The 14,020-nt window shown below is 38.7% G+C and carries 12 protein-coding genes; 8 read left to right on the top strand and 4 right to left on the bottom strand.

Features of this window, described 5'->3' with window-relative positions:
* Positions 1 to 148 precede the first annotated feature (148 nt).
* Both ABR335_RS16140 and ABR335_RS16135 read left to right on the top strand, forming a co-directional pair.
* Positions 149 to 688 (top strand): GNAT family N-acetyltransferase, encoded by a 540-nt coding sequence (locus ABR335_RS16140; protein WP_014096430.1) that lies wholly within the window; start codon positions 149 to 151, stop codon positions 686 to 688.
* 315 nt (positions 689 to 1,003) lie between these two features.
* Complete coding sequence (locus ABR335_RS16135; RefSeq protein ID WP_014096428.1) at positions 1,004 to 1,492, top strand: GNAT family N-acetyltransferase; 489 nt, start codon at positions 1,004 to 1,006, stop codon at positions 1,490 to 1,492.
* Positions 1,493 to 1,666: 174 nt separating this feature from the next.
* Here the strand turns inward: ABR335_RS16135 and ABR335_RS16130 are convergent, their stop codons facing one another.
* Positions 1,667 to 3,187, bottom strand: coding sequence for an IS5-like element ISBco3 family transposase (locus ABR335_RS16130; protein ID WP_043052461.1), 1,521 nt, complete (start codon positions 3,185 to 3,187; stop codon positions 1,667 to 1,669).
* 367 nt (positions 3,188 to 3,554) lie between these two features.
* Positions 3,555 to 3,959, bottom strand: coding sequence for an NUDIX hydrolase (locus ABR335_RS16125; protein ID WP_014096427.1), 405 nt, complete (start codon positions 3,957 to 3,959; stop codon positions 3,555 to 3,557).
* 682 nt (positions 3,960 to 4,641) lie between these two features.
* Between ABR335_RS16125 and ABR335_RS16120 the strand changes: the two genes are divergently transcribed.
* The 5 genes from ABR335_RS16120 (at position 4,642) to ABR335_RS16100 (ending at position 9,321) form a co-directional block, all read left to right on the top strand.
* Positions 4,642 to 5,262 (top strand): hypothetical protein, encoded by a 621-nt coding sequence (locus ABR335_RS16120; RefSeq protein ID WP_017550280.1) that lies wholly within the window; start codon positions 4,642 to 4,644, stop codon positions 5,260 to 5,262.
* Positions 5,263 to 5,474: 212 nt separating this feature from the next.
* Entirely contained in the window at positions 5,475 to 6,743 is a 1,269-nt protein-coding gene (locus tag ABR335_RS16115; protein WP_014096424.1) for an MDR family MFS transporter, read from the top strand.
* Positions 6,744 to 6,940: 197 nt separating this feature from the next.
* Complete coding sequence (locus ABR335_RS16110) at positions 6,941 to 7,381, top strand: GNAT family N-acetyltransferase (protein ID WP_014096423.1); 441 nt, start codon at positions 6,941 to 6,943, stop codon at positions 7,379 to 7,381.
* A gap of 212 nt (positions 7,382 to 7,593) precedes the next feature.
* Complete coding sequence (locus ABR335_RS16105; protein ID WP_014096422.1) at positions 7,594 to 8,385, top strand: lipid II flippase Amj family protein; 792 nt, start codon at positions 7,594 to 7,596, stop codon at positions 8,383 to 8,385.
* Between the two features lie 195 nt (positions 8,386 to 8,580).
* A complete protein-coding gene (locus ABR335_RS16100; protein WP_014096421.1) occupies positions 8,581 to 9,321 on the top strand; it encodes a CPBP family intramembrane glutamic endopeptidase in 741 nt (246 codons plus the stop codon).
* 70 nt (positions 9,322 to 9,391) lie between these two features.
* On the opposite strand, the gene ABR335_RS16095 is transcribed toward ABR335_RS16100, so the two are convergent.
* Entirely contained in the window at positions 9,392 to 9,628 is a 237-nt protein-coding gene (locus ABR335_RS16095; RefSeq protein ID WP_014096420.1) for a hypothetical protein, read from the bottom strand.
* Positions 9,629 to 10,183: 555 nt separating this feature from the next.
* Positions 10,184 to 11,869, bottom strand: a complete 1,686-nt coding sequence (locus ABR335_RS16090) for an IS1634 family transposase (protein ID WP_014096930.1) — start codon at positions 11,867 to 11,869, stop codon at positions 10,184 to 10,186.
* Between the two features lie 397 nt (positions 11,870 to 12,266).
* On the opposite strand from ABR335_RS16090, the gene ABR335_RS16085 reads away from it, so the two are divergent.
* Complete coding sequence (locus ABR335_RS16085; RefSeq protein ID WP_014095994.1) at positions 12,267 to 13,682, top strand: ISLre2-like element ISBco6 family transposase; 1,416 nt, start codon at positions 12,267 to 12,269, stop codon at positions 13,680 to 13,682.
* The last annotated feature ends 338 nt before the right edge of the window (positions 13,683 to 14,020 follow it).

The following is a 14,020-nucleotide window of genomic DNA, read 5'->3' as shown; positions in this document are numbered from 1 at the left end:
GTATCTGAATGATTTTTTCCCTGTAGGAAAAGGGGGGTAATTTTCTCAATGGGTAATATTTTACACAACAACAATGTCTTATCATTCGTTCTTGTGTCACCTTTTCATTATAATAGACTCAAATATTTAAAAAATGAGGGATCATATTATGCCATTATTAGCAAATAATAAAATTATATTGAGGAGCATATCTGAAAAAGACTTAGACGGTTTATTCAGTTTATATGCTAATGAAGAAGTCATGAGATTTTTTGGAAGAATGGCTGCTAAAAACAAGCAGGAGGTTTTAAAAATTATAGAACAAAATATTCAAATGAAAAAAGAAGGAACCGGCATAAGATATGCAGCTTATTTAAAAGCTACAGACGATTTTGTCGGAATCATCACGCTCAAAAGATACAATGCAAGAAATATGCGAGCTGAAATTGATTATATTGTAGCGCCTGAGCATCAGAGAAAAGGGTTGGCTACTGAAATGCTAGGGCTGTTTCTGAATGAAATATTTAACAAGTGGAATCTGGAACGAATCTCGGCATATGTTTTTTTGGAGAATACTGCATCATGTAAGCTACTGGAAAAGTTCAACTTCACAAGAGAAGGAATATTGCGCCATTGGACTTGTGTAAATGGTAAATTTTACGATTCTTACTCTTATAGTTTACTTTCTTCTGACCGGACACAAAAATAGTAAAAAAGAGTTGGGCGGTAACATGGAACTAAATTGGGGACTTCTGTCATGCATGGAACCGGGAAACGCGAAAGCCCTGAAGTAGTCATTTGTTTTTTACTCCAAAACGAAAGAATTTCCGCAATTTGTCAGAGCAAATTCGCACTAGAAAATGCTTATGATTTTTTTAGGAGAGAAAAAGCAATTTCGTTTGACAAGTGATGATTTATTCAAGGTTCGATGGGAATATGAGGCATACGTCATGCTGCAACCGGGCGGTTCAGTTTTTTAGAAAGCCCGGCCGGTTTAATAACTGTATATTGTGAGGTTTTTACAATGGAAGAAATTCATTTAGAAAAGTTCGGATCTGATGATTTTGATGATTATTTAAAACTTTACTCTAACCCGGATGTAATGGCAATGATAACGGAACGGGCGTTGTCAATAGAGGAAGCAATGCAAAAATATCAAAAAGTATTAGATCGAAACCAAAAGTTTAAACAGTTTGGGACATTTAAAGTTTATGTCGGCTTAAAAAAATTCATCGGGCTCGGAAGCCTGGTTTTAAATGAAGAAGTGCCGAGTGAGGCTGAAATTGGATATATGTTACTCCCTGAATATTGGGGAAAAGGTTACGGCGGTCAAATTGCCAGTAAATTAATCAACGCAGCCAATCATGCCGGTCTGCATAAGCTTACTGCAATCATAGATCCAAATAACACTGCTTCAAAAAAGATTCTGTTAAAAAATGGTTTCTGTACTGTAAAGATTTGTGAGATGGATGGGCTTCCGGGAGAGATATTAGAAAAGCAGCTTAGTCAATAACAGGTAGTATTAACGGCCTTTCTCCCTTTTCTTTTTTTAATGCTTCAACAGGGTCACCCGGTATAAGACGAAGCCGGTCTGAATCTCCAAGACCTTGCACGTAAACAGGCCCATTTGTGTTATTAAGAATGGGCCTAAAACTATTTTAGGGCTTGCTGAACGAATCAGATTCTGTCAGATACAAGCCAAATTACGGTTATTAAAATATAAAATAGTGTTGTACAAAAATTTCAAAAAAAGAACCCTGAGCTTCCGCTCCAGATTCATTATAAGGAATTGAAGGGCTACTACTGTTTCACTGGTCTCCTGAAGGCGTGCTCGAATAAGGCCTAGCCCATACTTGCGCTTGCCTTCGCCAAATTTGCTTTCAACGGCATTACGTTCGGAGGCATCCTGCCTTGCCACGCGTTCTAAGGTTTTGTCTTCCGTTTTGGATGGGCGTCCCAACCTTGGCCCACTCAGACGAATGCCAAGAGATTTACAGTATGCTAGGTTGTCACGGTTTCGGTAGATTTTATCTGCTAAAATCGCTTCTGGATAAAATCCGAACCGGTTGTAGTAGTTCTCAATAGATTCTCTAAGGGTGATCCCTTCATTGTAATTTTCCCAGTCGAGTTGCTCAATCAAGGCATAGCCATCTACAACGCTAATGGCGACTTTTGAGCCGAATTCCACGTTCGCTTTTGCCTTGCCACGCACAATTGGACGGACATGCGGCTGGGAAATGCTCACAATCCGGTGGTCAATCCGATGTGTTTTCTTTTTGTACATTTCTGCCTGTTGGCGGTAAAGTTCATGAATCACGAGGAGTTGTCGGTATTCATCTTTGCTCAAAAGAGACAGGGAGCTTTGGGAAATGAGATTTCCAATGATCTCCAGATTCCGTTTCACATATCCAAGTTGTTTGCCGACAGCTTTCCGGATTTTCCGGGCTCCAGCTTTGCGTTGCTTAGCGACAGAAAGATAGTCCCTGCGGGCTCTTTTTCTGTAGGTCCGTGGCTTTGGTAATTTTCCTTTGTGCGGTTCATGCAGTACATCAATGATATGTTCCAGTTTCTCACGGGCTTCGTTCAAAAGCCCCAGATCAGTAGGGTAAGCAATATCAGCCGGTGCACAGGTTGCGTCCAGAATGAGCTTTCCTTTGTTCTTCGTTTTAGGAGAAGCCGATCCAGTTGAATTCTCTTCCGAAGCAGGACCGGAAGGTTGATGATCACCACTACTATGATCGTCATCATCATGGTGATCATCATCGTTGTCATTTTCCTTAGATGCTTCTTCCGATTGGCGTTCTTGTTCTTCCAGAACAATCCATTCATTCAGTTCATTGATGATGTTTGCACCCAAACGTTTTCTAAAACGAGTCATCAGAGAATGATCGAATGGGGCTTTTTCCTGGAATTCAGGCAACCCGATAAAATACTGAAGATACGGGTTTTCCGTGATCTGTTCGACTGTTTCCCGGTCAGATAGCCCAAGCCGTTCTTTGATATAGAGAGCCCCAAGAGCAACTCTGACAGAATAAGCCTTTTCACCTTTGAACTTTTTCTTGAAGGACTTGGCATACTTTTCTTCAGCCTTCCACCAAGGGATTAATTCAGCAAGACGGACCCAGCGATTTTCTTTATTTAATTTTCCACCGAATGGTAGAAAAAAATCTTCTACAAAAGTTAATTGATGTTCAGTCTTTTTGTACATCGTAACGGCCTCCAAGTGCAAGGTTTTTTACACGTTTCCTATAAAATCCTTACACTTTATATTCGACAAAAGTGGCCAAAATCCTTGTCAAATCTGGAATTTTTGTTTATTCAGCAAGCCCTATTTTAACTCACTGATGGTGCAGGCTCTCCAGCTTTTATTGTATTGGGGTGGGGGCTTTGTCCAACCTCATTTTTGTAGATCTCGATTGTTTTCGTCTGGTCACTTCTATTTCAAATCCTTGGGCTACAAGGAGCCTGTAACATCGTAAATACTCTCATATAAAATCGAAAACAGCATGCTGACAAACCGGATACAATCCAAAATTAGATTCGTTTAGCAAGCCCAAATTATAAGGGTTTGCTGACTATCCTTTTTTTTCGTAAACCAATTTTGCCGCCGCTGTTATTGAATGCCTGTATCCTTCTGGTATAAGTTCGTTTTCTAAATGGTTTATTTTAATCCATTTGTATTCTATATGTTCCTCGCTTATCTGAATATGTGACAAATTGTCGCATACACAGAAATATGTTACAATAAACACAAATTTATTTGGAAGGACTTCATATACCCACGAATCAATAATATTTTCAACGCTGCACTTTAAATTCAGTTCTTCTTTGATTTCACGTTTCACGCATGTTTCTGGACTTTCGTTTTTCTCGAGTCTTCCTCCCGGCAACTCCCATTCATTGCGTTCGTTTTTTAGCAGTAATACGTGACCGTTATGTATGATAATGCCTTTAACGGAAACAGGCAAAACAAAACTCATGTTATACCTCCAGTGGCAGTCATCTGTTTTTTATGCTCATTTTACTGCCAGGATTTTCACGTTCTTATTGTCTTTCCTGCTGCAAAAATAACACTGTTGTGGATGTAAATCAAGATTTGGAAAAACCAATAAGGAAAAAGTAGTTACGAGCCTGATAAGCGGTTTTCATTGCCTTTAAGCCAGTTCGGCCGTCATATGGCGGTCAAAAGCGTCATCTACAAAAATCAAGCAGGCAAGTCCATTGTGTAAGCCGGTATGCACCAGACATGATCAAACGAGTTTTATTTGCTAAAGATCTTTTTGACTGGTGTTTCAGCTTACCACCATTAAGTTTTTTTCTTTCGCCTTCGTTTTCCATATCGCAATCCTTCGTTCCACAGCCAATATACAATACTTTTCATTCTTCTATTCCTTGTCGAGGGAACAAGATTTAAGTTGAAAAATTTCTTAATAATATTTAGAATATATGATAAAATGAATACAAAAAACAGGATTTAATGAATAATCCGGCCATAGTGTTTAACGAAAAAGGGGACTGTTTTGCAGAATCTTTTACCAAAGGAGTTCTTGGTTCATTTAAGCGTACCGGGAAATACATACAAATCCAGCCTGCCCTGCCAGCTCAGTGTTAGAATCTGTACTTGATTTTAGAGTAATTTGGGAAAACTTGAGGAGGGTTCATATGCTGCTATTCCATTATCATTTTTGGACACCTCATTTAGAGGAAACAGAAAAATTCTATGTAGAGAATGGTTTTCGAACTTCACTTCGGACGGGGAAATACCAAGGAGAATATCAAACTTTCAATCCTCCTTTGGAATGGGATGATTTCCGGAACAAACCTATTACTTTCAGGATAATTGAAGTCAGGAGAGGTGCAATGAACATCACTTTTGGATTTGGGAAAAAGGTTATGTTTGATCACATTGGATTTTTAGTAACAAAAAAAGAACTCGATAAAATTTGTCACAATGCCCGGAGCATGAACTGGCCAGTTAACACGAATGATAGAAGAACTTTTATAGGAACGCCCTATGGTTTTAGAATTGAGCTTCAAAGTAATGCCGACTCAATAGATGGAACACGATCCAGTGAAAAAATGGAGGGATTGGAGTTAATTTTAAAAAAAGAGGGATTCGAAAGAGATTTATCTAAATTATTAAACAGTCCAGTTCATTTTATTCGCTCAAAAATAGGAGAAACCCCTACAATAAGTAAAGCAGTGATGAGTGGTATCCTTATTTCAAATCAAAAAGATCCCAATGGTGTAAATGTGATTGGGAAGGTTGGAGAAACGAATTAACAATAGCAGTACCCTGAAATGCAGCACAAAGCATTTAAAACAAAGCTATTAAAGAATAAGTGGGGAAGAAAAAGCGGAGGCCAAACTGATTATACGCTGTACCATCCCGGATGTGCACGATGTGATGCTGGTTGAAGACATATGAATCATTCGCTTAGGAATCATTTATAAACTTACCGAATCAGATTTTATGGCCTTGAGAGGATCAAATTATGAAATTTAGAGATTTTCACGTTAATATAAAAGTAAGAATTTTCGAATTATTTGCCAGCAGGTTAGTGGGTAACATGGTACTTCCCTTTATGTCTATATACTTGGCTGATCATTTTGGAACGAAAATTACCGGCTTACTGATCCTCATCAATGTATTTACCGGTATTACAATGTCACTTTTAAGTGGGTATATTGCGGATCAGTATGGCCGAAGAAATGTAATGATCACAGCTGAGTCTTTAAGACTTTGTTCATTTTTTATAATGACAGTGAGTAATTCCCCTTGGTTTGAATCTTATGGATTAACATTTATCGCAATGTGTATGAATAGTGTTTGCTGGGGACTTGCCGGACCTGCAAATCAGGCCATGCTTATTGATGTCAGTACGCCTGATCAGCGCAAGACGATTTATTCTATTATGTACTGGGCAAATAATATCTCTATGTCTATAGGCGGGATTATCGGAGCCTTTTTCTTCAAACGGTATCTGTTTCAGCTATTTTTAATTCTTACACTTATGACAGCGATCATCCTTATCGTCATTTTCTTGTTTATAAAAGAGACCCACAAACCTAGCAAATCGATAGCAACACCAAAAATGACGCCTAGAAAACATATTTTAGAAGTCTACTACACCTACAAGAAAGTAGTCCAGGACAGACTTTTTATAAGTTTTTTAACTGCAGCTGTCCTTTTGTTATCATTAGAAAACCAATTGACCAATTACATTGGAATAAAGCTGGATAAACATATGCCTATACAAGATTTTTTATTGTGGAAGATTGATGGATCCACCATGATGGGGCTATTAAGAAGTGAAAACACGATATTAGTAGCATTAATCGCTTTGTTTTCGGCCAAATTAACACAAAAATATAAAGATAAGAATATATTAGTAGTCAATTGTTTTATATATACAATTGGATTTTCCGGGATTGCGTTTTCAAATAATATTTGGGTTTTATTTATCATGATGGCGCTTCATACTTTAGGAGAAGTACTATTGGCTCCTGTTCAAGAATCTTACATGGCAACCATTCCTCCTGAAAACGCCAGAGGTGCATATTTAGCATTTTATAATTTACAATACGACTTATGTATGATCATAGTCGGAATAACTGTCTCGTTAAGTGGATTCCTGTCACCCTTCGTTATGGCTTGGATATTAACTGTAATCGGACTTTTAGGGACCTTTATTTTCTATTTCATCACGCCTAAGTTAGATATTTTAAAAGATAAAGCTATCAAAGAAGAAATGAGGATTTAGAGATTAATCATTGTAAAACAGTATAAGTGCAAGCAAGATACGTCTGTGGTATTTTCTTTCATTATGGTAAAGATGAAAAGCAGTTTTAGCGAATTTCTCGTGGAGAAAACGATGTACCAAGAAAAATATCGAGAGGATTAAAAATGGCCCTCAAGATTGGGGGATTTCAGTTCTATTGATCCGAGGGAGAGGGATAAATGGAAATAAGATTGCCGAATCAATTGGAAATGAAACAAATTCAACGTCTTACTTCGCAGGCGATTTATGAGGGGACAATGGGCGAAACAAAGCCAAATCTTGAAAAAGCAAAGGAAATCGTTGCATCCCTTTTAAAAAAGGGATGCAGCTACTTTGTTGCGGTTGAGGATCAGCAAGTTTTAGGATGGATACTAACCGGTATAAGCAAAGATTCTTTTACGGAGAAATCAGTCGGGTTTATTTATGAATTGTTTGTAAAGGAAGAGTTTAGAGGAAAAGGGATAGCGAAAGAATTAATGCTATACGCAAAACATTCCTTAAAAGAAGAAGGACTTACGGAGATACGCTTAAATGTATATGAGGGTAATCCGGCTATAAGATTATATGAAAAATTGGGGTTTCAAGTTAGAAGTGTTTCAATGGCTTTGAAATTGGAATAGCCAGCACTATTCTAAAACGTCCATTGGCGCTTAACCGGGTAAGATTTTGAGCAATGATAGAGGGAGAAATCATGGTTTTAAGTTGTTGGTAGCTAAATTGGTTTAGTAAAATGAAAGTTGAGCTTTGTGGCACCAAAGACTATGGAACAGAAGATAGAAGGGCTTGAATGGGAAGGATTGTCCGACGATCATTTACCCCAGGAGGTGGAAATATGGCCTTACAGATGATCATTGTGTTCATCTTGAATTTCATCATATCCTTGATTGGAACCCTAGCTTATTCGGTCAGAATGGTAGGGGTAAGAACAGGGAAGATTGCAGTATCTTTTGCCGTCTTCAATATTTTAACCTTGATTTCCAGGATTGCAGTGACATTTCAAGTACCGCTGCTGACGAAATATGTTGAAGGTCATACGGAGACAAGCGGCTTATTACATATTTTTAACCTTATCATCATTATTTCCGGAGTAGCCACTGCAGTTGGCGCTTTGCTCATTCCAACTTTCCAAAGACTATTTTACCGGGGCGTTTTGTACTTCTCGGCTGACCGGTCTATTCCTAAGCTGGTTCTGCACAGTTTTTCCAAGGCAGGTCTTCATTATATGAAGGACTGCGTTGCTGTACCTGTAAAAGAAAATATTTTACAGCTCAACTTTAGAAAGCTGCCGGTGAAAATTATTATTTACAATCTGGTAACAGTTGCTTTATTAACAGTTGGTTCTTTGGCGCCGATTTATGCGGGCAGTCTTGAACCGGATTTAAGGGCAACATGCATCACTTTATCTTCCATTATTAATGGAGTTGCAACCATTTTGATGTCGATCTTCATTGATCCGCAGCTATCCATCATGACCGATGATGTGATCGATGGCAAATGCAGTGAAGAGGATTTTAGAAAAGTGGTTGTTGCAATGGTAGGTAGCAAAACAGTGGGCACATTCGCATCGCTATTCCTGCTTATTCCTTCTGCCTATGCCATCGTTTTTGTAGCTAAAATGATTTGAAAATGGCCAAAAAGGGGCTTCCTAAATGTTCATTACAGCGGGATGCTAGAGGGTTGCTAGCATTTAAGAATGTTTCTTTTTTCCTTGATCAGCCATATGACACAGCTTATAAAAAGCGAACGCCGGAATACAGCCTGAGATTATGTTAAAATCATATTTGGTTTGAAAAATGATACGAATGGCTGGTGGGCGTTCATGAGAAAAACGCGTGATTGTTGGGTGATGATTTGTTCGATGGCATGGGTTGCCTTTGTTCTAATTTGTTTAAGATTCACCTTTGTCGCAAATTTTGGAGACATCACGAAAGTATTTGTTGAAGAATTGGTACTGCTTGTAAGTGTTTTCTTTTTAAATGTGTTGTTTTTAAAACAAAAAGTAACATGGCGGATAAAGTCTTCTTTTAAAGAAACACTGCTGATCATGATACCCGTTTTCTTTTTCTTTATGATTGATATATTGGTATCTTCCGGTCATGCATTGCTAAATATATTAAAGGCCGGCGGGATTTCAGTGATTGTCGCGCTCTTCGAAGAATATTATTTCAGGGGAATTATTTTTTCTAAAATCAATTTCTATTTAAACGAAGGAAAAGCGGCTTATGCAGGGAGAATAAAAGCCTGCCTGTATTCCGGGTTGATTTTTGGCGGATTTCATTTTATTAACCTTTTTCATCAATCATTTTATATTACAACGTTGCAGGTCATCCAGGTTACTTGTTTAGGCCTAGTTTTATGTGCCTTATATCTTCGCTCGGGAAGTTTAATACTCCCGATCATGCTTCATGCAGCAATCGATTTTATTAGTTTTATCAGTAGCGGGCCGGAAGTGGATGCCCATCTCACATTAAGAGGATGCCTTACGGGGGCAGTGGTTTATATTGTTATTGCATTTCTACTGTTAATTGGAGGCAGAAGGCGTATAGCTGCAAGGACATAACCTGCAAATGATGAAGGCATACTCCTCGCTTTATCTGTCTGCTGGTCCCATATAGTGAATCAGCAGCCGGTTAAATAAATGAGGGACTCCCATCAGCCATTGATCGACTATTGGGACAGCTCCTGTGCAGCCAACAATCTTTAGGAATATTTCTTTTTTCCTTGATGAGTTGTTCAAGTTCATTCAGATCTTCTTCTGTTGCCATGTTACGAATAAAAGAACGGGCGGAGGAGCGCAGGGGTAAATAGCGCCTGTGCTCTCTGTTTTTGTTATTATAAGAGGCCTGGTCGAACTTTTTATTTGTCATATGATTCCCTGCGTTTAAATAATTTTACGAAATACCATACAACAACGACTGTACCGATTACGGATAAAACAGCTCCGGAAACAAGATGAAGTGTTTGATTAAATCTGTCTCCGAAATAAAGATACAATGCAACAGCTGCCCAGAAGAAAATCAACAGTATTTTTTTCATAGTGTTTGTGCGATGCTAAGATATCGTTTTAGCGAGGAAGAAGATAATCCTCTCCACCTCTTTTCGGTTTGGCGGAAGGGTTTGATACAACCGTGTAGCGTTAATCTCCGCTGGTATTTATGCATCGGTGAAGTGATCCAGCATCGCTTTTCCCACTCCCTTTCTAAGATTAATTATACGAATGTATGATAAAACCGCCATAGAAAATAACAATTTTCTTATATCTTTTAACCCACATTTCGCACGTCTTAAATAAAATTCATTTTAATTTTTGAATGAACTATATTTAAACATTTTGGTGGGATGATATCTTCTTATTTTTGAGGAATTTTCGATAAAGTTCTATTGAATTCGACATTCTTTTCATGAATTCCTCCTGTTGTGTGTTATTCGCCTTTGTTTTCGACATTTTTTGACACGTATATTGATAGATCATACCCGCATAATTCAATGATTTTTTTGGCTTGTGAATCAATATTATCGGGTAAGAGCCTTAATTTTTGTCGATTTTGATTTATAAGGATCACGGTGATATCTTCTAATTGCTCTAACAATGCTTGACCTGTGGGTTGATAGAGTTTCCTTTTTCCTTTCAAGATTAGAGATAGGTTCTTTTCTTTCAGTTCTTTTCTAACTCGATATTCTAAAATTCCATAGATTAATAAAGCCATCACATACACAATCCCTAAGGCCTCAACCCTTTCCGGGGTTTTCAAGTAAATGGCATCAATCATTTGTGAATCTTTGATTAATCGGAAACGGGTCTCAACGGCCGACTGTCCTTTATAAACCCTCAAAACTTCTTGATTGGATAGTGTCTCCTCGTCTAATTTATTTGTGATTAAAACAAAAGTGCTGAGCATTCTTTTCTTATTTTCGATAAAATCATGATCTTTTTCAAACGATTCCAGTTGTATCTGATAGATTTGTTCTCGTTTTGTCTGTTCGTCCTTTTTAGGTCTTCCTCTCTTTTTTCGTTTGATAGGTTGATCACTCATCTGGACGTTTAGTTTATAACAGAAATATGAAGCCTTTTGTTTTTTCTTAAAAGATTGAATTGCTTCTAGTGCGTCCTCTTTACAATGAAAGATAACTTTACTTAGTTTTTCTATCTCTTTTTTTAATTTTATTTCTTCCTTTTCGATCGCCCGATTTAGGGTTTTCTCTTTTCGTTGATCTAAATTGTTTGAGTGGACAACAAGAAACCGGTAAGGAAGGTTTTGAATTTGTCTTTCAAAAGCTTGAATTTGGTAAATAGCTGCGTCTTTTTTATTGCTAAGTGAGCCTACCCTTTCCCAGTTATTGAGCAACCATGCCTCTTTCTTTAGTTCTGTGCTTAAACCGAATGTATCAGGTAAACGGGAAATAAACGATAAATTTTGTTGTTGAATTTCCGCTAGATTTTCCGTTGTGATTAATGCAGAATCGGCTTGATAAATGAGATTTTTCCAATCTTCATGGGAAAGGATTTTTCTCATCTTTTGAATGAATTCCACATTCCAAGATTTATCCGAAGTATTCCCATTTTCTACTTTTGCAAGAATAGGAATTCGTTCAGGTGTGACCCCCATCCCCAGAACGATTTGTTTTAAGTCAGGCCTATGGGCCTTACTATACCCGTACGTAATTTGCAGTCCATCTTCCTTCGGTTGTTTATATTCACCGTAAACAGAAATTGATGTTGTATCGTTATGGAGTACACCAATAGGAAGATTCAATTTTTTTAATGCTTTTAATGCAAGGGTGGAATATACTTTCCATGCTTCGGCTTTATACAAGTAATCTAATGCTCTTCCTAATGCATCATCATTTAATTGATCGGGTGAAATCGATGTATCGAAAAGCATCTCAGAATCTAGGTTTTGATAGAATTCATGAACCTTATAAAGGGGCTTGCCACTGCATAAAATGTTTAAGACAAGGGCTTTAATCCTTGTTCCGGGTGAGATATGACAACGGACAGAATCCCATTTGACTAAATTATTAATGGTCTTTTCGAGTTCTATTTCATCACACAGTTTAGATAAAAGTTGAGACGGCCCCACATGTAAGGTTAAAATTTGATCTGACATAAAAATTTCCTCATCTTCCTCTAGTTAGATAATCATTCAATTCTACAAAGAAGGAGAAAATTCCTTTAAAAAAATCACAAAATAGAAAAATTTACGTGCGGAATATGCGTTTTAACGAAAATCTCCGGCTTTTTTCGGAGATACCGAGAAAAAGGCAAAATTTTTATAATTCAACTATGAAGTGGAGAGCACCCCGTTTCTTCTGAGTAAACTAAATTATTAAAAAATTATCTACGTGGCTATTAAGATAAAAAAACGCACGAAGGAAGATGGCAAGCTGGAAAATTGTATGTGTAAAATTTTACTCGAAGGGGCATATGAGTGGAAAAAAATGGGAAGACGCTCTATCATCTAATTGTACACTTCAAGATGAACATCTAGAGAGAGAGGTCTTCCCATGGATATTATATCAATAATTGCTGGATTATTAAAGGATACAAAGAGTCTTATCGAATTTGAAGAACAGCTTAAACTTCTGATGCAGAAGGCTTTTACACAATGGGTTGGGGAAATATTTGAAGAGTTAGATAAAACAATTAAACAGGAGAAGTTAGAGGAGGGCTGGGTGTACTGCCGGAGTGATAACAGAAACATTCAGTTTCTATTTGGAAGTGTGACCTTTAAACGCTCATTAATGCATGACAAGAGAGGAAATTCCCATTATCCTCTGGATGAATGGTTAGGGCTGGTACCACACCAACGATACAGCCCGTTAGTGGAATTAAAGGTGGCAGAGTTGGCAAGTGAGAACACCTATCGGGAAGTAGCTGATATTTTAAAAGAGTGGACAGCAGTGAGTCTTAGTCACACAACTGTAGGGAACATGGTAAAACACGTAGGGAAAACTCAGGCGGAAGCCGATAAGGCACTTGTAGAAGAGCTAGAAATAGCTGTTTCCCTGCCTGAGGGGAAGAAGGTAGACTACCTGTTTTCTGAAGCAGATGGTGTATTCGTTCGGGGACTAAAAAAGAAACAGAGTATGGAAGTCCACCACGCCATTCTCTATGAGGGATGGGAAACCAATGGTAAAAGGGTCTCCCTGCGTCAGCCCACAGTCATCATGACGACGGAAGACATTCAGACATTTTGGGATGAAGTCCAAGCCACAGCTGCCAACACCTACTCCCTCGAAAAAACGCATGTCATTACAAACAGTGATGGAGGTGCGGGATACACAGCTGAACGGTTTCAAACAGCTTTCTCACAGTCGGAATTTCCGGTGCTCAACCAGCTGGATACCTACCACGTTGCACAAGCCATCATAAGGACATTTGGGGGCGGAAAGAGCGAGATCAAGGAGCAAATTAGAAAAGCGATTAGAACGCATGACCTGGACCAATTCACGTTATATTTGGATACGCACGAAAGCACCTTGACGGATAAAAAGGCTCTCAAGAAAATCAAGGAATTCCGTTCGTATATCTTGAAAAACTGGGACCGCATTTTTGACTGGAGAGACAGGGTGAAAAACGTGCCGGAAGGTGCGAGAGGCCTAGGAGCGATGGAATCGAATCAAAGGCATATCTCCTTCAGGATGAAAAAAAGGGGCATGCATTGGAGTGAACTTGGCGCAGAAGCCATGGTGAAAATCAAACAAGGCATACTCAATGGGACATTGAGAGAAGCCTATCTGAAACACCGTTCAAGAAGCGAGAGAAAGCAACGGAACTTGAAACAATTCATCAGGATGTCTCAACTACTCAAGCAGCCTGTACGCCCGTCAGTGGGCGTAAAGCACGGATCAGTTGCCCTGCATTCAAGCAGTTCATCGGCAATGGGACATTTAAGCAAAATATTAGAGCTTTCGTTTTAAGCCTGGCTCAGTGGGGACTGATCGTTGAGGCGCGCGAAATTTACGAGACTCCTGCGGGAAAAGCGAGCCAGGAAAGACCCCGCAGCGAGGTACGAGCGAGGAGGCTCGCCGGCCGCCCGCGGAAAGCGAGTGAATTTCGCGCGCCTCAACATCCCCGTTATCCATCTTTATACGGAAATATTACATCTTTTCCGAAAATTACACCGAGCAAGTAAAGCACGGTAGCCGAAAGTGTACAAAAAGAGTGTCTTGGAATACCCGATATTTAAACCTTGTCGAGAAAAACTTGACACATACGGAAAATTGGATGGCTGGTTTTCCCCCTGAAATGCGTTAAA

This window comes from Heyndrickxia faecalis (assembly GCF_040267745.1).
Classification (GTDB): Bacteria; Bacillota; Bacilli; order Bacillales; family Bacillaceae_C; genus Weizmannia; species Weizmannia faecalis.
This window is presented reverse-complemented; position numbering and strand designations above follow the sequence as displayed.

What these genes read in the sequence shown, in the direction of transcription:
- ABR335_RS16140 (WP_014096430.1), top strand. Translation starts at nt 149, where the DNA reads ATGCCATTATTAGCAAATAATAAAATTATATTGAGGAGCATATCTGAA.
- ABR335_RS16135 (WP_014096428.1), top strand. Translation starts at nt 1,004, where the DNA reads ATGGAAGAAATTCATTTAGAAAAGTTCGGATCTGATGATTTTGATGAT.
- ABR335_RS16130 (WP_043052461.1), bottom strand. Translation starts at nt 3,187, where the DNA reads ATGTACAAAAAGACTGAACATCAATTAACTTTTGTAGAAGATTTTTTT.
- ABR335_RS16125 (WP_014096427.1), bottom strand. Translation starts at nt 3,959, where the DNA reads ATGAGTTTTGTTTTGCCTGTTTCCGTTAAAGGCATTATCATACATAAC.
- ABR335_RS16120 (WP_017550280.1), top strand. Translation starts at nt 4,642, where the DNA reads ATGCTGCTATTCCATTATCATTTTTGGACACCTCATTTAGAGGAAACA.
- ABR335_RS16115 (WP_014096424.1), top strand. Translation starts at nt 5,475, where the DNA reads ATGAAATTTAGAGATTTTCACGTTAATATAAAAGTAAGAATTTTCGAA.
- ABR335_RS16110 (WP_014096423.1), top strand. Translation starts at nt 6,941, where the DNA reads ATGGAAATAAGATTGCCGAATCAATTGGAAATGAAACAAATTCAACGT.
- ABR335_RS16105 (WP_014096422.1), top strand. Translation starts at nt 7,594, where the DNA reads ATGGCCTTACAGATGATCATTGTGTTCATCTTGAATTTCATCATATCC.
- ABR335_RS16100 (WP_014096421.1), top strand. Translation starts at nt 8,581, where the DNA reads ATGAGAAAAACGCGTGATTGTTGGGTGATGATTTGTTCGATGGCATGG.
- ABR335_RS16095 (WP_014096420.1), bottom strand. Translation starts at nt 9,628, where the DNA reads ATGACAAATAAAAAGTTCGACCAGGCCTCTTATAATAACAAAAACAGA.
- ABR335_RS16090 (WP_014096930.1), bottom strand. Translation starts at nt 11,869, where the DNA reads ATGTCAGATCAAATTTTAACCTTACATGTGGGGCCGTCTCAACTTTTA.
- ABR335_RS16085 (WP_014095994.1), top strand. Translation starts at nt 12,267, where the DNA reads ATGGATATTATATCAATAATTGCTGGATTATTAAAGGATACAAAGAGT.